The organism is Haloleucobacter albus, assembly GCF_052492075.1.
The window spans coordinates 22682-46207 of sequence record NZ_JBQWAS010000022.1 but is presented as its reverse complement, the minus strand read 5'-3'; the positions used below and the strand labels follow the sequence as shown (position 1 = coordinate 46207).

General features: G+C 62.5%; 21 protein-coding genes. 17 read left to right on the top strand and 4 right to left on the bottom strand.

The features are described from left to right. Nucleotide 1: 1 nt before the first annotated feature. The 12 genes from tkt to ACT6QH_RS05620 all read left to right on the top strand — a co-directional run bounded on the left by tkt (nucleotide 2) and on the right by ACT6QH_RS05620 (nucleotide 13079). Nucleotides 2–1978, top strand: a complete 1977-nt coding sequence (gene tkt / locus ACT6QH_RS05675) for a transketolase (RefSeq protein WP_444973841.1) — start codon at nucleotides 2–4, stop codon at nucleotides 1976–1978. Then, nucleotides 1975–2976: a type I glyceraldehyde-3-phosphate dehydrogenase gene (gene gap, locus ACT6QH_RS05670; RefSeq protein WP_444973840.1), complete on the top strand. Its 1002-nt coding sequence runs from the start codon at nucleotides 1975–1977 to the stop codon at nucleotides 2974–2976. Before tkt ends, gap begins: the two co-directional genes overlap by 4 nt. Then, nucleotides 2973–4166, top strand: a complete 1194-nt coding sequence (locus ACT6QH_RS05665; protein WP_444973839.1) for a phosphoglycerate kinase — start codon at nucleotides 2973–2975, stop codon at nucleotides 4164–4166. Before gap ends, ACT6QH_RS05665 begins: the two co-directional genes overlap by 4 nt. Before the next feature lies 1 nt (nucleotide 4167). Next, the gene (fba, locus tag ACT6QH_RS05660; protein WP_444973838.1) at nucleotides 4168–5247 is read left to right on the top strand and encodes a class II fructose-bisphosphate aldolase; all 1080 of its coding nucleotides are present in this window, start codon (nucleotides 4168–4170) and stop codon (nucleotides 5245–5247) included. A 14-nt stretch (nucleotides 5248–5261) separates the two neighbouring features. Further along, complete coding sequence (locus tag ACT6QH_RS05655; protein WP_444973837.1) at nucleotides 5262–6716, top strand: form I ribulose bisphosphate carboxylase large subunit; 1455 nt, start codon at nucleotides 5262–5264, stop codon at nucleotides 6714–6716. Between the two features lie 11 nt (nucleotides 6717–6727). Next, nucleotides 6728–7117 (top strand): ribulose bisphosphate carboxylase small subunit, encoded by a 390-nt coding sequence (locus tag ACT6QH_RS05650; RefSeq protein ID WP_444973836.1) that lies wholly within the window; start codon nucleotides 6728–6730, stop codon nucleotides 7115–7117. Nucleotides 7118–7187: 70 nt separating this feature from the next. Further along, nucleotides 7188–8090, top strand: a complete 903-nt coding sequence (gene cbbX, locus ACT6QH_RS05645) for a CbbX protein (protein WP_444973835.1) — start codon at nucleotides 7188–7190, stop codon at nucleotides 8088–8090. Then, a complete protein-coding gene (rpe, locus tag ACT6QH_RS05640; protein WP_444973834.1) occupies nucleotides 8087–8782 on the top strand; it encodes a ribulose-phosphate 3-epimerase in 696 nt (231 codons plus the stop codon). Before cbbX ends, rpe begins: the two co-directional genes overlap by 4 nt. Continuing rightward, complete coding sequence (locus ACT6QH_RS05635; protein WP_444973833.1) at nucleotides 8779–9462, top strand: HAD-IA family hydrolase; 684 nt, start codon at nucleotides 8779–8781, stop codon at nucleotides 9460–9462. Before rpe ends, ACT6QH_RS05635 begins: the two co-directional genes overlap by 4 nt. Then, on the top strand, nucleotides 9459–10109 hold the full coding sequence (gene gph / locus ACT6QH_RS05630) for a phosphoglycolate phosphatase (RefSeq protein ID WP_444973832.1): 651 nt from the start codon (nucleotides 9459–9461) through the stop codon (nucleotides 10107–10109). The genes ACT6QH_RS05635 and gph overlap by 4 nt, the downstream gene beginning before the upstream one ends. 123 nt (nucleotides 10110–10232) lie before the next feature. After that, on the top strand, nucleotides 10233–11672 hold the full coding sequence (gene pyk, locus ACT6QH_RS05625; RefSeq protein WP_444973831.1) for a pyruvate kinase: 1440 nt from the start codon (nucleotides 10233–10235) through the stop codon (nucleotides 11670–11672). A gap of 261 nt (nucleotides 11673–11933) precedes the next feature. Continuing rightward, entirely contained in the window at nucleotides 11934–13079 is a 1146-nt protein-coding gene (locus ACT6QH_RS05620) for a sensor histidine kinase (protein WP_444973830.1), read from the top strand. Nucleotides 13080–13127: 48 nt separating this feature from the next. Here ACT6QH_RS05620 and cobT read toward each other — a convergent pair whose 3' ends face one another. From cobT to moaA, 3 genes are all read right to left on the bottom strand, one after another. Then, complete coding sequence (gene cobT, locus ACT6QH_RS05615; RefSeq protein ID WP_444973829.1) at nucleotides 13128–14153, bottom strand: nicotinate-nucleotide--dimethylbenzimidazole phosphoribosyltransferase; 1026 nt, start codon at nucleotides 14151–14153, stop codon at nucleotides 13128–13130. 208 nt (nucleotides 14154–14361) lie between these two features. Further along, a complete protein-coding gene (locus tag ACT6QH_RS05610) occupies nucleotides 14362–15393 on the bottom strand; it encodes a DMT family transporter (RefSeq protein ID WP_444973828.1) in 1032 nt (343 codons plus the stop codon). Nucleotides 15394–15923: 530 nt separating this feature from the next. Then, nucleotides 15924–16937 carry a GTP 3',8-cyclase MoaA gene (moaA, locus tag ACT6QH_RS05605; RefSeq protein ID WP_444974015.1) on the bottom strand — a complete coding sequence of 338 codons (1014 nt, stop codon included), beginning with the start codon at nucleotides 16935–16937 and terminating at the stop codon, nucleotides 15924–15926. Nucleotides 16938–17173: 236 nt separating this feature from the next. Between moaA and ACT6QH_RS05600 the strand changes: the two genes are divergently transcribed. Next, on the top strand, nucleotides 17174–17545 hold the full coding sequence (locus ACT6QH_RS05600) for a gamma-butyrobetaine hydroxylase family protein (protein WP_444973827.1): 372 nt from the start codon (nucleotides 17174–17176) through the stop codon (nucleotides 17543–17545). 41 nt (nucleotides 17546–17586) lie between these two features. On the opposite strand, the gene ACT6QH_RS05595 is transcribed toward ACT6QH_RS05600, so the two are convergent. After that, nucleotides 17587–19293: a formate--tetrahydrofolate ligase gene (locus ACT6QH_RS05595; RefSeq protein WP_444973826.1), complete on the bottom strand. Its 1707-nt coding sequence runs from the start codon at nucleotides 19291–19293 to the stop codon at nucleotides 17587–17589. Nucleotides 19294–19585: 292 nt separating this feature from the next. Between ACT6QH_RS05595 and ACT6QH_RS05590 the strand changes: the two genes are divergently transcribed. The 4 genes from ACT6QH_RS05590 (at nucleotide 19586) to cydX (ending at nucleotide 23474) form a co-directional block, all read left to right on the top strand. Next, complete coding sequence (locus tag ACT6QH_RS05590) at nucleotides 19586–19873, top strand: YARHG domain-containing protein (RefSeq protein ID WP_444973825.1); 288 nt, start codon at nucleotides 19586–19588, stop codon at nucleotides 19871–19873. Nucleotides 19874–20444: 571 nt separating this feature from the next. After that, entirely contained in the window at nucleotides 20445–22022 is a 1578-nt protein-coding gene (locus tag ACT6QH_RS05585; RefSeq protein ID WP_444973824.1) for a cytochrome ubiquinol oxidase subunit I, read from the top strand. A 26-nt stretch (nucleotides 22023–22048) separates the two neighbouring features. After that, nucleotides 22049–23200, top strand: coding sequence for a cytochrome d ubiquinol oxidase subunit II (gene cydB / locus ACT6QH_RS05580; RefSeq protein ID WP_444973823.1), 1152 nt, complete (start codon nucleotides 22049–22051; stop codon nucleotides 23198–23200). Nucleotides 23201–23351: 151 nt separating this feature from the next. Further along, a complete protein-coding gene (gene cydX / locus ACT6QH_RS05575) occupies nucleotides 23352–23474 on the top strand; it encodes a cytochrome bd-I oxidase subunit CydX (RefSeq protein ID WP_444973822.1) in 123 nt (40 codons plus the stop codon). The last annotated feature ends 52 nt before the right edge of the window (nucleotides 23475–23526 follow it).

Here is a 23526-nt window from a genome sequence, read left to right as displayed (position 1 = left end):
CATGAATCATGCTTTGCCAACCGCCGACGAGCGGACGATGGCGCACGCCTTGCGCGTCCTCACCATGGATGCGGTGGAACAGGCCAAATCCGGCCACCCCGGCATGCCCATGGGAATGGCGGATGTCGCGGCGGTTCTGTTCAACCGCTTCATCAAGCTTGATCCCACCGCCCCGGATTGGGCGGACCGGGACCGCTTCATTCTTTCGGCCGGCCATGGCTCGATGCTGCTTTACGCGCTGCATCACCTGCTGGGTTATGCCGATATGGACATGGACCAGCTGCGCGCCTTCCGCCAATGGGGCAGCCGCACGGCCGGGCACCCGGAATATGGCCATACGCTGGGTGTGGAGGTCACCACCGGCCCACTCGGTCAGGGTATCGCCACCGCCGTCGGCATGGCGCTGGCAGAGCGGATGGGAGCGGCCCGCTTCCCCGATCTGGTGGAGCACTACACCTATGTGATGGCGGGCGATGGCTGCCTGATGGAAGGCGTGAGTCAGGAGGCAATCGACATTGCCGGCCATCTCAGGTTGTCGCGCATGATTGTCCTGTGGGATGACAACCGCATCACCATTGATGGCGATACAGCCCTTTCAACCTCGGTGGATCAGGCGGCGCGCTTCCGGGCATCGGGCTGGGATGTCCTGTCCTGTGATGGACACGACCCGGACAATATCGCCAGCGCCATCGCTCAGGCCCGGACATCAGATCGGCCGACCCTGATTGCATGTCGCACCATTATCGGTTTCGGCGCGCCGAACCGGCAGGGCGGGTCTGAGGTGCATGGCGCACCGCTGGGCGCGGAAGAAATCGCCGCGACCCGTGCGCAACTGGGCTGGGATGCGCCGCCCTTCGAGATACCGTCGGAAATCTATTCCACCTTCGCACGCATCGCCTCTCGCGGGGCCGCCGCGCACAAGGCATGGAAAGAACGCCTGGCCAGTTCGCCGCATCGCGCTGCCTTTCTGGCCCAGCAAGCCTGTGATCCGCAGGCCCTGCATGCACCCATGGCGCAATACAAGGCCCGGCTCATTGCGGAAAAACCCAAGGTGGCCACCCGCAAGGCCAGTGAAATGGCGCTCGGCGTGGTGAATGACGCCCTGCCCTTCACCATTGGCGGGTCGGCGGACCTGACGGGCTCGAACCTGACCCGCACCCGCGACATGACGGCTGTCTCGGCGGATGATTTCAATGGCCGCTACATCCATTGGGGAATCCGCGAACATGGCATGACAGCCGCCATGAACGGCATCGCGCTGCACGGCCTGTTCCGCCCTTATGGCGGCACCTTCCTGGCTTTTGCCGATTATTGCCGGCCCTCGATCCGCCTCGCCGCACTGATGGGCGCGCCCACAATCCTTGTCATGACCCATGACTCGATCGGCCTCGGGGAAGATGGCCCCACCCATCAGCCCGTGGAACATCTGGCCAGCCTGCGCGCCATTCCCAACCTCACCGTTCTGCGCCCCTGTGATGCGGTGGAAACGGCAGAGGCCTGGGAGATTGCACTGGCGACGCATGACCGGCCCGTCATGCTGGTATTGTCGCGGCAGAACCTGCCCACCCTGCGGCAATTCGCGGATGAGAACCAGACCGCACGCGGCGGCTATCTCCTGCGGCCCGCCGACAAGCGCGACGTGACGCTGATCGCCACCGGCTCCGAGGTGGAGCTGGCCCATATGGCCGCCGACCAGTTGGCGCAACAAGGCATCATGGCCGCCATTGTCTCCCTGCCCTCCTTCGAGCTCTTCGCGGCTCAGGATGCGGACTATCGGGAAGCCGTACTTGGCCACGCGCCCCGCATCGGCATCGAGGCCGCGCTGCGTATCGGCTGGGAAATGGTGTTGCGCCCTGACGACACCTTCATCGGCATGACGGGCTTCGGCGCCTCCGCCCCCGCACCTGAACTCTACCGGAAATTCGGCATCACCACGGATGCCATCGTCCTCGCGGCAAAGGAAGCGAAAAGAAAATGACCATCAGACTTGGCATCAACGGTTTCGGTCGTATCGGGCGCAACGTGCTGCGCGCCATCGTGGAATCTGGTCGCGACGATGTGGAGATCGTGGCCATCAACGATCTGGGATCGGTGGAAACCAACGCGCATCTTCTGCGGTTCGATTCTGTGGCCGGGCGTTTCCCCCATGAGGTCACCACCGGCCCGGACTGGATCGACGCCGGACGCGGCCGCATCAAGGTCACCGCGATCCGCAACCCCGAAGAACTGCCCTGGGCGGACGTGGATATCGCGCTGGAATGCACCGGCCTGTTCACGGACCGGGAAAAGGCTGCCCGGCACCTTCAGAATGGCTCCCGGCGCGTGCTGGTCTCCGCCCCGGCCAATGGAGCCGACAAGACGGTGGTCTATGGCGTCAACCATGACACGCTGACCGCTGAAGACATGGTGGTTTCGAACGGTTCCTGCACCACCAATTGCCTCAGCCCGGTGGCGCAGGTGCTGCACCAGACCATTGGCATCACACGCGGGATCATGACGACGATCCACTCCTACACCAACGATCAGCCTTCGCTCGATCAGGTCCACAAGGATCTGTATCGCGCCCGTGCGGCGGCGCTGTCGATGATCCCGACATCCACCGGCGCGGCCAAGGCGGTGGGGCTGGTGTTGCCGGAGCTGAAAGGCCGGCTCGATGGCTTCGCCATTCGCGTGCCCACCCCCAATGTCTCGGTTGTCGATCTGGTTTTTGAAGCCGCCCGAGACACCACCGCAGAGGAGATCAATGGCGCGATCCGCAAGGCAGCGGAAGGCCGGTTGCGCGGCGTTCTCGGCTTCACCGACCGGCCCAACGTCTCCTGCGATTTCAACCACGATCCCCATTCCTCGGTCTTCCATATGGACCAGACCAAGGTGATTGACGGGGGCCTGTGCCGGGTCATGTCCTGGTACGACAATGAGTGGGGCTTCGCCAACCGGATGCTCGACACCGCAGTTGTGATGGGGAGGCTGACATGATCCCCTCCGTCTGTGATCTTGATGTCGCGGGCCGCCGACTGGTCGTGCGGGCAGATCTGAACGTTCCCATGCAGGATGGGCAGGTCTCCGACAGCACCCGGATCGACCGTTTCGCCACCGGCATGAAAGCCTTGCTGGCCAATGGTGCGGCTCTGGTGATCCTCTCGCATTTCGGGCGCCCGAACGGGCAGGCCGATACGGCCTTCAGCCTGTCGCCCCTGCGGGAGTCGCTTGAGAATGCGCTGGGAGTACCCGTGACCTTCACGCGCCTGGAAGACGCGAAAGAGGCGGCCACACATTTGCGTCCGGGTTCCGCCCTGCTGGTGGAAAATCTGCGCTTCGACCCCGGCGAGGAGGCGAACTGCCTGCAACTTGCCCATCGTCTCGCGGCTCTGGGCGACATCTATGTGAATGATGCCTTCTCATGCGCCCACCGGGCCCATGCCTCCACGGAGGCGCTCGCCCGCATTCTGCCCTCAGCGGCCGGCCCGCTGATGGCAGAAGAAATCGCCGCCCTGCGCGCCGCCCTGGATGCACCGGCGCGCCCCTCGGCCGCCATTGTCGGAGGCTCCAAGATCTCCACCAAGATCGCGGTGCTGCGCCACCTTGTGAGCAAGGTGGACCATCTCATCATTGGTGGCGGCATGGCCAACACCTTCCTCTACGCACAGGGGCTGCCGGTGGGCAAATCCCTGCACGAGAAGGATCAGGCCGAAACCGTGCGGGATATTATCCGCCTCGCCCGCGTCTCCGGCTGCACCATTCACCTGCCCACGGATATCGTCGTGGCACGCGAGTTCCGCGCCGATGTCCCCACACAGAATCTGCCGGTCACGGAATGTCCTGCCGACGCCATGATTCTGGATGCCGGGCCGGATTCTGTCGCGGCCTTCCGGCAGGTGCTGGATGAGGCAGAAACGATCCTCTGGAACGGCCCGCTCGGTGCATTTGAGACCCCGCCCTTCCATCTGGGCACGGTGTCGCTTGCCCAACATGCCGCCGAACGGGTCCGCGCAGGAAATGCCGTCGCTGTTGCCGGCGGAGGAGACACTGTCGCGGCCCTGAACACGGCCGGCGTCACCGATGATTTCACCTATGTCTCAACGGCTGGAGGCGCGTTTCTGGAATGGCTGGAGGGACGAGAACTCCCCGGCATAGCGGCGCTGAAGCGCCACAGTGAAAGGGTTTGACATGGCACTTATCACCTTGCGGCAGCTGCTCGACCATGCGGCAGAGTATGGTTATGGCGTCCCTGCCTTCAACATCAACAATATGGAACAGGGCCTGGCCATCATGAAAGCGGCCAGCGCCTGCGATGCGCCGGTCATTCTGCAAGCCAGCAGGGGCGCGCGCGCCTATGCCGGAGACCTGATGCTGCGGCGCATGGTCGAGGCGATGGCCGAGACCTATCCCGATATTCCCATCTGCCTGCATCAGGACCATGGGAACAGTGAGGCCACCTGTCTCACTGCAATCCAGGCCGGGTTCACGTCTGTCATGATGGACGGCTCCCTTGAGGCCGACATGAAGACCCCGGCCTCTTATGAATACAATGTCGCCATTTCCGAGCGCGTGGTGCGGGCGGCCCATTGGGTTGGCGCTTCCGTGGAAGGTGAGCTGGGCGTACTCGGCTCGCTGGAAACCGGCGAAGGCGAGGCCGAAGACGGCCACGGCGCGGAAGGCAAGCTGGAACTCTCGCAGCTTCTGACCGACCCCGCCCAGGCTGAGGATTTCGTGGCCCGCACGGGTGTGGATGCTCTCGCCATTGCCTGCGGCACCTCCCATGGCGCCTACAAATTCTCGCGCAAGCCCGATGGCGAAATTCTGGCCATGTCGGTGATCGAGGAAATCCACCGCCGGCTCCCGAACACGCATCTGGTGATGCACGGCTCTTCCAGCGTGCCGCAGGAATTGCAGGACATCATCAACGCCCATGGTGGCGAAATGCCCCAGACCTTCGGCGTGCCTGTCGAGGAAATCGTCCGCGGCATTCGCCATGGCGTGCGCAAGGTGAATATCGACACCGACTGCCGCATGGCCATGACCGCCGAATTCCGCCGCATGGCGACGGACAACCCGCGCGAATTCGATCCGCGCAAATTCCTCAAGCCCGCGATGGATGCCATGGCGCAGCTCTGCCGCGAACGCTTCGAAGCCTTTGGCACGGCCGGAAACGCCTCGAAAATCAAGCCCATCCCGCTCGACGAGATGGCGAAGCGCTACGCATCCGGTGCCCTTGGGCCCACTTCATCCAACGCAAAGGCCGCCTGAAAGGAGCCAGTACCATGACTGCGACCAAGGAAATCAAGGGCAAGGAACGTTACCAGGCCGGCGTGCTGAAATACGCCGAAATGGGCTACTGGAACGGCGATTATGTGCCCAAGGATACGGACCTGCTCGCCCTGTTCCGCATCACGCCGCAAGATGGGGTGGACCCCATCGAAGCTGCGGCGGCTGTGGCGGGTGAAAGCTCCACAGCCACCTGGACGGTGGTGTGGACTGATCGCCTGACCGCCTGTGACCAGTACCGCGCCAAGGCTTATCGGGTGGACCCGGTGCCCGGCCGCCCCGGCGAATATTTCTGCTATGTCGCCTATGACCTCATTTTGTTTGAAGAAGGCTCGATCGCGAACCTCACCGCCTCCATCATCGGCAATGTGTTCAGCTTCAAGCCGCTGAAGGCCGCGCGTCTGGAAGACATGCGGATGCCGGTGGCCTATGTGAAGACCTTCAAGGGCCCGCCCACGGGTATTGTGGTGGAACGTGAGCGCCTGGACAAGTTCGGCCGGCCGCTTCTGGGCGCCACCACCAAACCCAAGCTCGGCCTTTCCGGCAAGAACTATGGGCGTGTGGTGTATGAGGGCCTCAAGGGCGGCCTCGACTTCATGAAGGACGATGAGAACATCAACTCTCAGCCCTTCATGCACTGGCGTGACCGCTTCCTCTACTGCATGGAAGCCGTGAACAAGGCCAGCGCCGAAAGCGGCGAGGTGAAGGGGCACTATCTCAACATCACCGCCGGCACGATGGAGGAAATGTACCGGCGCGCAGAATTCGCCAAGGAGCTGGGCTCGGTCATCGTGATGGTGGATCTGATCGTCGGCTGGACCGCGATCCAGTCCATCAGTGAATGGTGCCGCGCCAATGACATGCTTCTGCACATGCACCGCGCCGGCCATGGCACCTATACGCGCCAGAAGAACCATGGCGTCAGCTTCCGCGTTATCGCCAAGTGGCTGCGCCTTGCCGGTGTCGATCACCTCCATGCCGGCACCGCAGTGGGCAAGCTTGAGGGCGACCCGCTGACCGTGCAGGGCTACTACAATGTCTGCCGTGAACTGCACAACGAAGTGGACCTGCCGCGCGGCATCTTCTTCGAACAGGATTGGGCAGACCTGAAGAAAGTGATGCCCGTGGCCTCTGGCGGCATTCATGCCGGGCAGATGCACCAGCTTCTGGACCTGTTCGGCGATGACGTGGTGCTTCAGTTCGGCGGCGGCACCATCGGCCACCCCATGGGCATCCAGGCCGGCGCCACGGCAAACCGCGTGGCCCTGGAAGCCATGGTTCTGGCCCGCAATGAAGGCCGCGACATCAAGGCTGAAGGGCCCGAAATTCTGCGGGCCGCGGCAAAGTGGTGCAAGCCGCTGGAAGCCGCCCTCGATACCTGGGGCAACATCACCTTCAACTACACTTCCACCGACACGTCGGACTTCGTGCCGACGGCCGCCGTCAGCTGAGGATGACCGACATGCGCATAACTCAAGGTTGCTTCTCCTTCCTCCCGGATCTGACCGACGAGCAGATCCGGGCCCAGGTTGAATATTGCCTCGGCCGCGACTGGGCCGTGGGCGTCGAGTGGACCTATGACCCGCACCCTCGCAACACCTATTGGGAAATGTGGGGCAACCCCATGTTCGACCTGAAGGACGCCAAGGGCGTGATGATGGAGCTGGAAGAGTGCCGCAAGGCGCATCCGCAAGCCTATATCCGCTTCAACGCCTTCGATTCCATTCGCGGGTTCGAGACCGTGACGATGAGCTTCATCGTGAACCGCCCGGAGGTCGAACCCGACATCCGTACAATCCGGACGGAAGTTCAGGGTCGGTCCATGCACTACACCCACGAACTCCAGCGCTGACAAACCTTCCCCGGAGGCCTCACCGCCTCCGGGGAGCAACCGCGCCTTGCCGCAGGGAAGGAATGAGCACATGGACGGGGACATCTCCACCACCGTTGACCTGCACGCCGAATTTGAAAATGCCGGTGTGCGCGAGGTGCTTGACGAGCTTGACCGGGAATTGATCGGGCTTGCGCCTGTAAAGGCGCGTATTCGCGACACGGCCGCCTTCCTGCTGGTTGACCGGACCCGGCGTCAGCTGGGCCTGACACAGGACACACCAACCCTGCACATGTCTTTCACCGGCAATCCGGGAACAGGCAAAACCACTGTCGCGCTGAAAATGGCGGGTCTGCTGCACCGGCTGGGCTATGTGCGCAAGGGCCATCTTGTCAGCGTCACGCGGGATGACCTGGTTGGACAATATATTGGCCACACTGCACCCAAGACGAAAGAAGTACTGAAGAAAGCCATGGGCGGCGTGCTGTTCATTGATGAAGCCTACTATCTCTACCGCCCCGACAATGAGCGCGATTACGGGCAGGAAGCCATCGAGATTCTGCTACAGGTCATGGAAAACATGCGCGATGATCTGGTCGTGATCCTCGCGGGATATGCCGACCGGATGGACCGTTTCTTCCAGTCCAACCCCGGCTTCCGCTCACGTATTGCGCACCACATCGACTTTCCCGATTACACCAATGATGAGCTCCAGCGCATCGCCGGCACCATGCTGTCCACGCAGGGGTACCACCTCTCATCCCAGGCAGAAGAGGTGATGGGCCAGTATATCGAGGCACGACGTGACCAGCCCCATTTCGCCAATGCGCGCTCCATCCGCAATGCGCTGGATCGTGCACGCCTGCGGCAGGCCAGCCGCCTGTTCAACCACAAGGGGCCGGTGAACGCAGACATGCTGTCCACCATTGAGGCTGAAGACATTGCAACAAGCCGCGTCTTTTCGGGCGGGCTGAAGATTGGAGAACCGGCATGAATGAGCGCAAGATCCTGATCGCGCCCTCCATCCTCGCTGCGGATTTTGCCGCGCTGGGCGCAGAGTGCGCCGCCGTGGAAGCCCAGGGTGCGGATTGGATTCATGTCGATGTGATGGATGGCCACTATGTGCCCAACATCACCTTTGGCCCCGCGACCTGCGCCGCCATCCGCCCGCATATCTCCGGGGTGATGGATGTCCATCTGATGATCGCCCCGGTAGATGCCTATATCGAGGATTTCGCACGCGCCGGCGCCGATATCATCACCGCCCATCTGGAAGCCGGCCCGCATATTCACCGCACGCTTCAGGCCATTCGCGGCGCAGGCTGCAAGGCCGGGCTCGCCATCAATCCCGGCACCAGCCTGGATGATGTGGTGTATCTGCTCGATATGGTGGATCTCGTCTGCATCATGACGGTTAATCCCGGCTTTGGCGGGCAATCATTCATCCATGCGCAGGTGGAAAAAGTGCGACATCTGCGGGATTTCATTGGCGACCGGCCCGTGCATATTCAGGTCGATGGCGGCGTCACCCCGGAAACCGCCCCTCTTGTCGTCGAGGCCGGGGCCGATGTTCTGGTGGCGGGTTCGGCGGTGTTTCGCGGCGGCTCCATCACCAACCCCTCCGTATATGGAGACAATATTCGCGCCATTCGCACCTCCTTTGAAAGAGTGAGGTGCATGACATGAAGGCGCTGATCTTCGATATTGATGGCACGGTGGCTGAAACCGAAGAGCTGCATCGCGCCGCCTTCAACGCCGCCTTTCCGGCCTTTGACCTGAACTGGCACTGGGACAGGGAAACCTATCGCTCGCTTCTCACCACCACCGGCGGCAAGGAACGCATCTTTCGTCATGCCAATGAGACAGGCGCAGGCGCGGTTCCCGTTGCAGCTCTTCATGCGGAGAAAACCCGCCTGTTCACCCGCCTGATTGATGAGGGCATCACGCTGCGGCCGGGCATCGGGACATTGATGCAGGATGCGCGCGCGGCGGGACTGCGCCTCGCCGCCGCCACGACAACCAGCCCGGAAAATGTCGAGGCGCTCTGCCACGCAGCCTTCAATCTGCCGGCCTCGCAGGTCTTTGATGTCATTGCAGCCGGCGACATGGTGGCTGCCAAGAAACCCGCGCCGGATGTCTACATGCTGGCGCTCGACCTGCTGGGGCTGGCCCCGCATGAGGCCATCGCCTTCGAGGATTCCGCCAACGGGGTCAGGTCGGCACGGGAGGCCGGTCTGGCTGTCATCCTGTCACGCGGCTTCTATACGCTCCAGGAACCCATTGGCGAAGCAAGCCTCTGTGTAGACTGCTTCTCCGAGCTTGGCGGACTGGACGGCCTGACATCACGGCTGGAGGCACTGGCATGAATCTCATCTTTGATCTTGATGGCACACTGGTGGACAGCGCCAGCGACATTCGCACGGCCGTGAACATGGTGCTGGCGGATGCCGGATATCAAGGGCTGGAATTACCGCAGGTCCGCAGCTTCATCGGCGAGGGCACACAAACGCTGATCCGCCGCGTCATCGCCGCCGTCAATGCAGACGAACATGCGCTGGAACACTGGCACCGGTCCTTCATCCGGCATTATGAGGCGGTCATGCTGGATGAAACCAGCCCCTATCCCGGTGTAATGGATGCGCTGAAAACCCTGAGAAGCCATCAGGCGCGCATGGTCATCTGCACCAACAAGCCGGAGCGGCCGGCGCGGGCCATACTGTCCGCAACCGGGCTTGCGCCGCTGTTTGATGGCGTGGTGGGCGGGGATACGCTGGCGCAGCGCAAACCTTCGCCAGAACCTGTTTTCCACGCCAGATCCCTGCTTGGCGACGGGCCGGTATTTTTCGTCGGTGACAGTGAAATTGACGCCGCCGCGGCACACGCTGCCGGCATTCCTCTTTTGCTGTTCACCCAAGGCTACCGCAAGTCGCCACTGGAAGCGCTGCCCCACCAGGCCGCATTCGACCATTTTTCCGCGCTTCCCCATCTGGTTGAAGCTCGGCTTCCGGCCTGAGAAACAAACATCCGGCCGGATGAACAGCCGGTGCCCGCACCGGAACGCCACGCAGAGAAGAGGATTTTCCCCTTCCAATATTCGGAACATCTGTGCCGACCCGGCCATCTGGGAAAGAACGCCATGGTCATCCACCGCAATCGCAGGGCGAAGATCGTCGCCACGGTCGGCCCCGCCTCCGCCGCGCCGGATATGTTGAAAGCGCTGTTTCTCGCCGGCGTTGATACATTCCGCCTCAATTTCAGCCACGGCACCCATGAGGGCCACGCCGAAATTGTGCGTCACATCCGTGCGCTTGAGCAGGAGATGAATGCCCCCATCGGCATTTTGCAGGATCTGCAAGGGCCAAAAATCCGCATTGGCCTTCTTGCAGAAGGCTCCCTTCATCTGGAAACAGGCGAGCGTATCCGCTTCGTGCAGCCCGATGAGCCCGGACAGGCAGGGGCCGGAAAAGACCGGATTCCCCTGCCCCACCCGGAAATATTCGCGGCTGTCTCTCCCGGTGATGACCTGCTGATTGATGATGGACGCGTGCGCGTCACCGTGCGCGCCGTCACCAGCCGTGAGATCGAGGCAGAAGTGATGACCGCAGGCGTCATCTCCAACCGCAAGGGCGTCAATGTGCCCGGCGCTGTCCTCAACATCTCCCCCCTGACAGCCAAGGACAGGGAGGATCTTGCCTTCGGTCTGGAACTGGGCGTGGACTGGATCGCCCTCTCCTTCGTGCAGAAGCCCGCAGACATGCTGGAGGCGCGTGCCCTGATCGGGGATCATGCCGGGCTTGTGGCCAAGATCGAAAAGCCCTCCGCGCTGCAACATATCCACGACATCATCCGCCTCTCGGATGCGGTGATGGTTGCCCGTGGCGATCTGGGCGTGGAAATCCCGCCCGAAGATGTGCCCGGCCGGCAGAAGGAGATCATCCGTGCCTGTCGTTTGGCTGTCAAACCCGTGATTGTCGCCACCCAGATGCTGGATTCGATGATAAGCTCGCCCTCTCCCACGCGAGCGGAAGCCTCGGACGTTGCCGGTGCCATCTATGATGGAGCCGACGCCGTGATGCTTTCGGCGGAATCGGCCGCCGGCCAATATCCCGTCGAAGCCGTGCAGATGATGGACAGGATCATCGAAAAAACCGAGCATCACAGCCATTATCGCCTCATTCTGGCGGCCACCGAGCCCGACAGCGTTGAAACGCCCCCTCATGCTGTCGCCAATGCGGCGGCCGATGTGGCCTGCTCCATCGGGGCGGCGGCCATCGTGGCCTATACGGCAAGCGGGGCCACGGCCTCGCGTATCGCGCGCAAACGCCCGCCCGTACCGATCCTCGCCATGACGCATTCAAAGCTTGTCGCCCGCAAACTCTGCCTGCTCTGGGGGGCCATCAGCCTGCCTTCACCCGATGCCGGCAGTTATGACCAGGCAATCGCAGCCGCCCGCTCCGCCGTTGTGACAACCGGACTGGCAACGGTTGGGGATCATGTGGTGGCAGTTTCCGGCATTCCCTTCGGGGCATCCGGGAACACCAACAATCTCAGAGTCATCAAGATCCGGCCGGCCTGACAGGCTTGCGGCGGAATGAGCGCAGGGAACAGAACCCCATGGAGCAGGCGCAAGGGCCGGCTCCATGGACTGAGCGACATGACCGGCCGGAGTGTGGCCAAAGGGATGCACCCTATACTTTCCGCTACCCCGTTAACCTTCCATTAACTGCGGTGCGGGAGGAGTCACATTCGCGCCTGCCCTCTGGCATGGCCTGTGCCTTCCCGCTTCCGGTGGCCATGTGGAAGGTAAATGAAGAACGCCGCCAAAGGATGCGACCGCATGGTCTCTTCCGCCCGCCCAGACGGGATGCCCACAGCCGTGGCATCCCCCTCCGGCTCTGCCCATCCGCATGGCGGTGGCAGACAGGGGGCGGACTCCATCCTGAACCCTGCCCCCTCAAACCCTGCCCCGGATCAGCCCCCCCGCACAGCGCCCTCCGGGCTGATCCGCCTGTTGCCGCTGGTTCTGGCGCCATCTGCGCTCATTCTGCTGTTGGTGGAAGGGTTCGGCATGGCGCTCTTTCCGGCAGCGACCATAGGCGGGTTCACCGCTCTGCTGCTGACGCTTGCCGGGTTGGTGGTGCGCAACCGGCAATTGGCCCGCGCACTTCAGCAGGTGGAAGAACAGGCCCGCGCCGCACAGGCCGCACATTTGCAGGCCACGGCTGAAAGCCAGAGCAAATCCCGTTTTCTGGCGGAGATGAGCCATGAGTTGCGCACCCCGCTCAACACGGTGATGGGCTTTTCCGAGATGATGGCGCAAGAAGTGCTCGGCCCCCACAGCATGCCGGCCTATGCGGGTTATGCGCGGGATATTCACGCCTCCGGCCGTCATTTGTTGTCACTGGCAGACGATCTGCTGGATCTGGCGCGCATCGAAAGCGGCCATCGCATTTTGCTGGAAACGCCGGTGCGGCTGGATCATCTGGGGCAGGATTGCCTGACCATGATGCAGCCCGAAGCCAGCCGTCGCCAGCTTCACCTCGCGCCGGCGCTGGAAGCGGTGCAGATCTGGGGGGATGAGCGCGCCCTGCGACAGATTGCGCTCAACCTTCTGGCCAATGCGGTGAAATTCACCCCAAGTGGAGGTGAAGTGCGGCTGGAAGCCGGCATTGGGCCGGATGGCGTGCCGCACCTGGCAGTGGCCGATACCGGGCCGGGCATCAGCACCGGAGAATTACCGCTGGAAACCGCCCACCACCGCGACAGCCGGCTGGATGTCACCACCGGTCGCGGGGCCGGGCTGGGGCTGGCCATTGTGCGAGGTCTGGCCCAGCTTCATGGTGGAGATTTTGCGCTGCTACGCCGCATGGGCGGCGGCACACGGGCGCGCGTGCGCCTGCCCGCCAGCCGGGTGATGCCGCTGGCTCCAGCTTTCAGCACCCGTTCTGAAAAACAGATGATGGCCTCCAGAGCCATCGCCTGACGGCAAAACAGGGCGAAGGAGGCTCCCCCGCCCTGCGTAGCTGCTTTTTCAGCCTTCTTCCGAAACGCCCGCCTCGGCAAAGGTCGCCATGCCGCGATGGCAGGCCAGAGCCGCCTTGATGACACCAATGGCCACCGCCGCACCAGAACCTTCACCCAGACGCATGCCAAGATCCAGAATCGGCTCCAGCCCCAGCCGCTGCAACAGGCCGCGATGAGCTGGCTCGGACGAGACATGCCCGGCCAGACAATGGTCGAGAGCGGATGAATCCATTGCGTGCAGCACGGCGGCTGCGGCTGTCACCACATAGCCGTCCAGCACCACCGGCACCTTCTCATGGCGCGCAGCCAGAATCGCCCCGGCAATGGCGGCCAGTTCGCGCCCACCCACCCGGCGCAGCACCTCCAGCGGATCATCCAGATGGCCGGCATTCAGCGCCACGGCATCGCGCACGGCGGCAATCTTGCGCTCCAGCGATGGCCCGGTGGAACCCGTACCCGGCCCCACCCAGTCTTCAGCCTTGCCACCATAAAGTCCATGGCAGATGGCTGCGGCGATGGTGGTATTGCCAATGCCCATTTCACCCAGGCACAAAAGATCCGATCCACCGGCAATGGCCTCCATGCCGAAGGCCATGGTGGCGGCGCAAGCCTTTTCATCCATGGCCGGCTCCTGGGTGATATCCGGCGTGGGATGATCCAGCGCCAGATCAAACACCCGCAAACCGGCATCGAAGGTGGCGCAGATCTGGTTTACGGCGGCCTTGCCAGCGGTGAAGGTGGCCATCATCTGGTGCGTCACCTCGCCCGGATAGGGCGAAACACCACGTGCGGCAACGCCATGGGTTCCGGCGAACACCGCCACCATGGGCCGGTTGATGGTGGGCATGGAATTGCCCTGCCATGCGGCCAGATGCTCGGCTATGGTTTCCAGCCGGCCCAGCGCGCCCAGCGGCTTCACCAGCTTTTCCTGTCGCGCCCGCACGGCCTCTGCCGCCCCCTCGCTGGGGCCGGGCATGGTGGCGACAAGCTGGCGGATATCATCAAAAGGCGCACTGTTTTCAGGAGGGAACATGTGGGTCTCCGGGGCAACCGGGCAGAGCAACCGGCTCAGGATTATGCTGCGCTGCATAGACCTTTTAGCGCCGGGGTGAAACCTTTCCAGCCCGCATCAGCCGCAACGCGCTCCTGAAGACAGAACGGGCGCCACGGCCTCATGGTTCACCCATAGCCCGGCGCCCGTCGAAATGGCCAGCCGGAGAAGATCCGGCCAGTGAAGAAAATCAGTCCTTCGGAGGCTGAGCCACTGCGGCCTGCGTCAGCGTATGGCCAAGCGTTACGCCAGGTGCGCCACCAAGTGCGCCACCAAGTGCGCCACCAGCTGCACCACCTTCCACCAGGGCATCCGCACCTTGTCGCCGTTCTTCCCGGCTGCGCAGACGTTCACTCTGAATGGCATAGAGGCCGGAACTCACCACAAGCGTCATACCCACGGCGGTCCACTGATCCAGCGTTTCACCAAACACGAAAAAGCCCGAGACCAGGGCACCGAACACCAGCAGGTAACGCAACGGCGAAACCGCCACCACAGGCGCGTTGCGGAAAGCATAGACCAGCGCCAGCGTGCCGCTGGCAAAGGTAAAAGCCGCCCCCACAATATAAGCCAGAGTCGAGGCCGAAGGCATTTGCCACTCTTCCCACGCCCCCATGCCAATGCCCGTAAGGGTAAGCGTAATCGCTGCCGAGAACGTCACCACCGTGCCGGGAATTTCCATACCGATGCCACGGGTGGTGATATCCCGCATGGAGCCCAGCGCCGCAGCCAACAGCGGCAGAAGGGCCATGATGGAGAAGCTGGCCGGGTCTGGCCGCATCACCACCACCGCCCCGGCGAACCCCACCAGAACGGCGCACCAGCCCTTCCAACTCACCTTCTCGCCCAGAAGCGGCACCGCCAGCGCCGTGGTGATGAGAGGAGCCGCCAGATAAATGGTTGTGGTGGCGGCAATGGGCATCACCGCAAGGGCGGCCACATAGCTCACGCTGGTGAGGGAATCGAGCATGGAGCGCGAGAACACCCGCGGACGGAAAGCATGGAACAGCACACGGGCATGACCCGCATGCACAATCACCGCCAGAATCAACAAGGCGGACAGGAACGAGCGCATGGCCATCGCCTCGCCAATCGGCAATTCCTGCACGGTCAGCTTCAGCAGTGTGTCATTGGTGATGAACAGGCCCATGGCCAGCACCATGGCGGCAATGCCACGCACCGCCATGATTGAAGCCAACATGCGGTTGAGAACAGGAATCATCTCACACCTCCCCGCATGTCTGCCGGAACCCGGCCACACGGACACCAGCCTCATGGATAAGAGCCATAGCAGCGCCTTCAGCCCCGCATGCCCACAGGCGCCGCAGCGCCGTTGCAGGCAGCAAAACGGATGCAAACGCGCTCCCGCGCGCAGAACTCGTCACGTCAGCCTCGTGAAAAAGGAATACGCCGCAGAAGCGGGCATTCATCACAGATCAGGGATGTTCGATGTCGCGTCGCGGGATTGGACCCGGCAGCACGGCCGGAGCCTTGGCCCAGACACATATTGCCGGCAGCCGCGATGGCTGCATCGGCGCTGCTCATAGCCCATCTTTTCAGAAAGCTGGAACGCGGAAAATGGAGAGCTCGTCAGCGAAGAATGCATGGCGTGCATAGCCCGGCCACCATGCCGCCACAATGCACGCAGCCATCAGGCTTTGCGGCGAAACAATATGGCGAAATCGGGAATGTGGACCTGCGGGCATGGTGAACAGATGCTTGCCACCCGCATGGCCCCTGCCTTGCCATCCCTCAGCCGCCCGTGGTGCTCATATGCCGCTTCACCGCCGGGGCCTGCCCCAGTCGGTTGATGACGAAATCGTGCCCTTTTGGCTTGATGCGCATGCCCTCATCCAGCGCCTGATGCAGCAAGGTATCATCCGCGCTGGCCCGCAACGGCGCGCGCAGGTCCACCGCATCCTCCTGCCCGAGGCACAGATAGAGCGTGCCGGTGCAGGTGACGCGCACACGGTTGCAGCTTTCGCAGAAATTATGGGTGAGCGGTGTGATGAAACCCAGCCGTCCGCCGGTTTCGGCCACATCCATATAGCGCGCCGGCCCACCCGTAACATGGCTGCTGGGGCTTAGCGTGTAACGCTGCGCCAGCCTGTCGCGCACCTGGGACAGCGGCAAATACTGATCCAGCCGCTCCTCTTCCACATCGCCCAGCGGCATCACCTCAATCAGGCACAGATCATGCCCTTCGCCATGGGCCCATTCCATGAGGGAGCCCAGCTCATCCTCATTGATCCCCTTCAGGGCGACGGCGTTGATCTTGACCTGGATGCCTGCCGCACGCGCCGCCGCGATGCCTTCCAGCACCTTTTCCAGATCACCCCTGCGGGTGAGCGCACGGAACTTGTCGGCGTCCAGCGTATCGAGCGAGACATTCACCCGGCGCACGCCGCAATCGGCCAGCTCATCGGCGAACAGGGCCAGACGTGAGCCATTGGTGGTCAGCGTCAGTTCTTCCAGCTTGCCGCTGTCGAGATGCCGGGAGAGATTGCGAAACAGGCTCATGACATTGCGGCGCACCAGCGGTTCTCCGCCCGTCAGCCGCAGCTTGCGCACCCCGCGCAGCACAAAGGCGCTGCATAGCCTGTCCAGCTCCTCAAGGGTCAGCAACTCCTGCCGGGGCAGGAAGGTCATGTGCTCGGACATGCAATAGCTACAACGAAAATCGCAGCGATCCGTCAGGGAGACGCGCAAATAAGTGACATGGCGCATGAAGCCATCCACCAGCGGGCCTGCCGCACGGGCAGCCATTGCGCCGGGCCGGTCGGCCAGATCCGCCACGCGGCCAGCCGCAGCTTCCAGAGTGGGCACAATGTTCCTCACCACCTTGCTCACCTCTTGCCTCTGGCGTTTCCCCAGATTCGCCTTCCGTACCGGCGCCGCGCTTGATGCCCCAGCGGCCCTGCGCGATCTTCAAGCCCTGTGCTTTATACTTTAAGACTATAAGCCATGAACAGGCCAGCCCGCCTGTCGCACAGGAGCCAGATATGCCGGAGCAGACCTCAACCGATCTGTGGCCCACCGAGGTGCGTTTGCCGGAAGGCCGCGACGCACTCATCATCAGCTTTGAAAATGGCGCACGGTTTGAATTGCCGGCCGAATATCTACGGGTGGAAAGCCCCTCAGCCGAGGTGCAGGGTCACGCCCCGCACGAGAAGAAGATTGTGCCCGGCAAGCGCCATGTGCGCATTTCCGCCGTAGAGCCGGTGGGCAATTACGCCCTGCGCATTGTTTTTGATGATGGCCACAATACCGGCATCTACCCCTGGGACACGCTGCACAGCTATGGTCTGGAGCAGGATAAGAAATTCGCGGCCTATCTGAAGGCGCTGGAAGAGCGCGGCCTCTCACGCGAATGAAAGACCGCACCTGAAGGCCCTCCACCAAGGCTGGAGGGCCTTCAGCTCAGCCCGCCGATAAAACCGTCCTCCGTCACGAAAATATTGTGCGCGGCGGGCACGGAAGGCAGGCCCGGCATGGTCATGATGTTTCCCGTCAACGCCACCACGAAGCCTGCACCGGCGGAAAGCCGTACATCGCGCACCGGCAGCACATGGCCGCTGGGCGCGTTGCGCACCTTTGGATCAGCCGAGAAGGAATATTGCGTCTTGGCGATGCAGACCGGCAAATGGCCGAAACCTTCGGCCTCATAATCGCGCAGCTTTGTCAGTGCGGTGGCGGAAAAATCCACCTGCCCGGCATGATATATCTCGCGGGCAATGGTTTCGATCTTCTGCGTCAGGGGCAGTTCATCGGCATAGAGGGTGTGGAAGGCCGAGGGCTTTTGCGTCAGCGCCATCACCTTGTGGGCGAGCCCTTCCGCCCCTGCGCCACCATCGGCCCAATGGGTGCACAATTCCACATCCACGCCAAGAGACGCCATCTCGGCACGCACGGCTTCGATCTCATCATCAGTATCGGAGAGGAAACGGTTCAGCGCCACCACCACCGGCAGGCCGAACTTGCCCATATTCTCCACATGGCGCTTGAGATTCTGCGTGCCGGCGACAACCGCCGCCACATCTTCCTCCACCAGTTCCTTCAGGCCCACCCCGCCGTGCATCTTCAGCGCGCGGATAGTGGCCACCACCACGGCGGCGGAGGGCGCAAGCCCGGCCTGCCTGCATTTGATATCCAGAAACTTCTCGGCGCCCAGATCCGCGCCGAAACCGGCCTCGGTCACCACATAATCAGCCATGGCGAGAGCGCTTTTCGTCGCCACCACGCTGTTGCAGCCATGGGCGATATTAGCGAAAGGCCCGCCATGCACCAGAGCCGGCGTACCTTCCAGAGTCTGCACGATATTGGGCTGGAAGGCATCGCGCAGCAGCGCCACCATCGCGCCGATAGCTTCCAGTTCCTGCGCCTGCACCATGCGCTTGCCGCGGGTAAGGCCCACCACCATGCGCGACAGGCGGGCTTCCAGATTAGCCAGATTTTCCGCCAGGCAAAAAATGGCCATGACCTCGCTGGCCACCGTGATATCGAACCCGTCCTCCCGCGGGAAACCATTGGCTGGCCCGCCCAGCCCCACCGTGATGGACCGCAGAGCGCGATCATTCAGATCCATCACCCGCCGCCAGGCAATGCGCCGCGCATCCAGATCCAGCCTGTTGCCCCAGTTAATGTGATTGTCGATCAGCGCCGAGAGCAGGTTATGGGCGGTGGAGATGGCGTGAATATCGCCGGTGAAATGCAGGTTGATATCCTGCATGGGAATGATCTGCGCATGTCCTCCGCCGGTCGCCCCGCCCTTTGCACCGAACACCGGGCCGAGGGAAGGCTCACGCAGGCATATGGCCGTGCGCGCGCCCAGCCGCGACAGCGCATCGCCCAGGCCGATGGTGGTGGTGGTCTTGCCCTCGCCCGCCGGCGTGGGGCTGATGGCTGTGACCAGAACCAGCTTGCCCGCCTCGCGGTCCGCCGCTCCGGCCAGGGCATTCACATATTCCAGTGCCAGCTTGGCCTTGCAGGGCCCATGCCGATAGAGCGCCTGCGCCGGAATGGAGAGCCGCGCCGCCACCTCCTCAATGGGCCGGGGCGTCACCCGTGCGGCAATGGCCACGTCAGAGTTTGGATCAATCGGGCGGGCGGTCTTCTGGCTCATGCGGCACATTCCCCTGGAGGGCCCTCTGGAGGTTCCACTGGTATTCGTTCCTGCACGACTTAGTGCCCGCCTCAGAGAGATGAAACCTTGGAAGTGGCAAATGCCCGAAATTCAGACGACGCGCACCAAAGAACCGGCCAAACAGGCCATGACCGGAGGGCCGTATGCGATTAAACTCTCCTTGCGGTCTGGAGTGCACGAGCTGCCCCGCGCGCTTTCCGGCCCTATCTGTCTGCGGACACAGGGGGAATGCACCATGCGCATCTGCGATTCGCATTTGATCAGGAGAAGATTGCCACGCGGCCTTCTGGCGGCAGTGGCTCTGGCCGGCGGGCTGCTCGCCCTTTCCGGCCCTCTTTCACAACCGGCCGAAGCACAGGAACTGAGCCAGCTCTCCTGCCGGGCCTTGTGGTATCAGCGCAACGCCATCTATGCCCAGCGCGGATACTGCTTCAAGACAGCAGACGCCATCGCCACCTTTGGCCCCTGCTGTTTTCCGCCCTATGGCAAGCTGACCCGCGAAGAACAGCGCTATGTGGAACAGGTGCGCTATTGGGAAGCCCGCAAAGGCTGCCGATAGCCCCGCGCAGCGGGCCTGATTCTAAAAAAGTCGGGCGTGAGGGCAAGTTCTCAGCCCAACCTGCCCGCGACATGTGGTCCCGCATGGCTCATGCGGGACCATTCATCTTAGCCACCCCCATCACGGTATCAAAACACCTCCACATCGTTCCCTTCCGCCAGATTTATGCATGTGGCGGCGGGCGAAACGATGCTTCAAACTGTTGTGTGCCGGCTCTTTTGCATGTCTTCCAAAGTGTCGCACCAGACATATTGACACAGGCAAAAGCAGGTACAGCCCACTGCTTGCAACTGCGCCCGGATGACGCAGTAAATCCAGCCTGAGGCCAAGCATTTGTGGCGCATTCTGTCACATGCGTCTGAAAGTCACCAAGCATAGGCAGGGCTTCCGGCGTTATGCCTTGCGCCAGAGTTGGCGCGCCCGGCCCCACAGCCTTCCCGGCCAATTGCGACTTTTCAATGAAGCCGCGTCATCTGCGGCGCATGAGGCAAACCGAGTTGCGTGTGTCTGGACGGTTTTCCGCGCCCGCGCGCCGACGCACGATGCCCCGAGGCATCGAAGGAGAGATTTGATGATCGATGAAACCTTCGTCGAGCTTTCACGATGGCAGTTTGCTGCCGTCGCGATGTACCACTTCATCTTCGTGCCACTGACACTTGGCCTGATCTGGATCCTCTTCATCATGGAGTCGGTCTATGTGATGACCGGCAAGGAGATTTACCGCGACATGTCGCGGTTCTGGACCAAGCTGTTCGCCATCAACTTTGCGCTGGGCGTCACGACCGGCCTGACGATGGAGTTCCAGTTCGGCACCAACTGGGCCTATTACTCGCACTATGTGGGCGATGTGTTTGGCGCCCCGCTGGCCATTGAGGGCCTGATGGCCTTCTTCCTTGAATCCACCTTTGTCGGCCTGCTTTTGCTGGGGCGAGACAGGATGAGCAAGCAAGCCTATCTGGGTGTTGTCTTCCTCACGGCTTTGGGCACCAATCTTTCCGCACTGTGGATTCTGGTCGCCAATGCCTGGATGCAGAACCCGGTGGGTGCTGAATTCTCAGCCGAAACCATGCGCATGGAGATGACGGACTTCTTCGCCGTGGTGTTCAACCCTGTAGCGCAGGTGAAATTCATTCACACCACCGCGGCCGGTTATGTCACTGCCTCCATGTTCGTCATCGGCATTTCCTCCTGGTACATCCTGAAGGGGCGGGATCTGGCCTTCGCCAAGCGGTCCTTCGCGGTGGCTGCCGGCTTTGGCGTGGCGGCGGCGCTGGCCGTCATCGTGCTGGGCGATGAAAGCGGCTATGAACTGGGTGATGTGCAGAAGGTGAAGCTCGCCGCCATTGAGGCCGAGTGGAAGACCGAGCACGCCCCCGCCGCCTTCACCCTGTTCGGCATGCCCGACCAGGACGATATGGAGACGGATTATGCCATCCGCATTCCGTGGGCCATGGGTCTGATCGCCACTCGTTCGCTCGACAAGCAGGTGACGGGCCTTGAAGACCTCATTCAGCAACATGAAGTGCGCATTCGCTCCGGCATGACGGCTTATGGCGCACTGGAGGCTATTCGCAGTGGCGACGCCTCCCCCGAGACCCGCGCCACCTTCGAGGCGCACAAGAAGGATCTTGGCTATGGCCTGCTGCTGAAGCGCTATGTGGAGAACCCTGTCAACGCCACGCCCGAACAGGTGGTGCTGGCCGCGAAGGACTCCATTCCGCAGGTGCCCTATCTGTTCTGGAGCTTCCGCATCATGGTCGGCCTTGGCTTCCTGATGCTGGGCTACTTCCTGGCCTCCTTCTACTTCCTGGCCAAGGGCACGCTGGACCGTCAGCGCTGGCTGCTGCGCATTCTGGTGTGGTCCATCCCCCTGCCCTGGATCGCGGCGGAAATGGGCTGGTTCGTGGCCGAGTTCGGCCGTCAACCCTGGGCTATCGGTGAAGTGCTGCCGACCTTCCTGGCGACATCCGCGCTCACCAGCGAGGCCATCATCACCTCCATGGCGGGCTATCTCATCTTCTATTCCGTTCTGCTGGTGATCGAGATCTTCCTCATGTTCCGCTTCGCCCGTCTGGGGCCCAGCTCTCTGCATACGGGCCGCTACCACCACGAGAAGCAGGCGCAGCTTGCCTCTCAGCCCGCCGAATGAACCCGAACACCTGAAAGGACCGAGCCATGCTCGATTACGAAACCTTGAGACTGGTGTGGTGGGTGCTGGTTGGCACGCTCCTCATCGGCTTCGCCATCGCCGATGGCATGGATATGGGGGTGGGCACGCTGCTGCCCTTCCTCGGCAAGAATGACACCGAGCGGCGGGTCATCATCAATACGGTGGGCCCGCACTGGGATGGCAACCAGGTGTGGCTCATCACCGCCGGCGGCGCCATTTTCGCCGCATGGCCGGCTGTGTATGCGGCGGCCTTCTCCGGCTTCTATCTGGCCATGCTGGTGGTGCTGATGGCGCTGTTCCTGCGGCCGGTGGGCTTCGATTACCGCTCCAAGATCGAAGACCCGCGCTGGCGCAATGCGTGGGACTGGGGCCTGTTTGCAGGTGGCCTTGTGCCGGCGCTGATTTTCGGCGTGGCCTTCGGCAACATCCTGCAAGGCGTGCCCTTCCATCTCGACAGCTTCCTGAAGCCGCATTACGGGGCCAACTTCTTCTGGGCGCTCATCGGGCTGCTGAACCCGTTCGCGCTGCTGGCCGGCATCATCAGCGTCATCATGCTGGTGATCCATGGTGCGACCTGGATTCAGTTGCGCACGGAAGGCCAGATTGCCGCCCGCGCCCGCACGGTGACAAGCTGGTTCGCCCCGCTGCTCACCCTTCTGTTCGCGCTGGCCGGCGTGTGGGTGTGGATGGGCATTGATGGCTACCGCATCGTCTCCCAGCCACCGCTGACCGCGCTGCCCAATCCGCTGGCCAAGGAAGTGGTGCGCGAGCCGGGCGCATGGCTGGAGATCTACCGCACCATGCCCATCTCCATGCTGGTGCCGGCCATCGGCCTTGGCGCTCCGCTTGTGGTGTGGCTGCTGACGCGGGCGCGCCTGCCGGGGCTGGCCTATGTGTTCAGCGCACTGACGCTGGTGGGCATCATCGGCACGGCGGGGCTCTCCATGTTCCCCTTCATCATGCCCTCCACCACCAGCCTGAATTCCAGCCTCACCATCTGGGATGCCGCCTCCAGCGCTCTGACGCTGAAGGTGATGCTGGGTGCGGTGGTGATCTTCCTTCCCATCGTGCTGCTCTACACCCTGTGGTGCTACTACAAGATGTGGGGAAAGGTGACGGTAGAAGACATCGAGAGCCGCAAGCATCAGGCTTACTGAGCCCGGCCTGACCTGTACAAACCCGGCCCCGCGCGCCTTTTGCCCGCGGGGCGTCACATGGCCTGCCGCATGGTGCGGCGGCCAGCACCGCGCCCGAATGACGCACAGCTTATCGCATCGGGCTCTTGACCACAGTGAAGGAGACGGAAACATGTGGTATTTCGCATGGGTCCTGGGTGTGGCGGCAGCCCTTTCCCTGGGCATCATCAATGTCATGTGGTTTGAATTCCAGAATGAATTCGACGCGGAAGACGGGAGCAGCCCTGCCCCCTGATCCCGTTCTGACCCCGGGGAGGCAAGACCATCACAACCGACCGTGAGCCTGA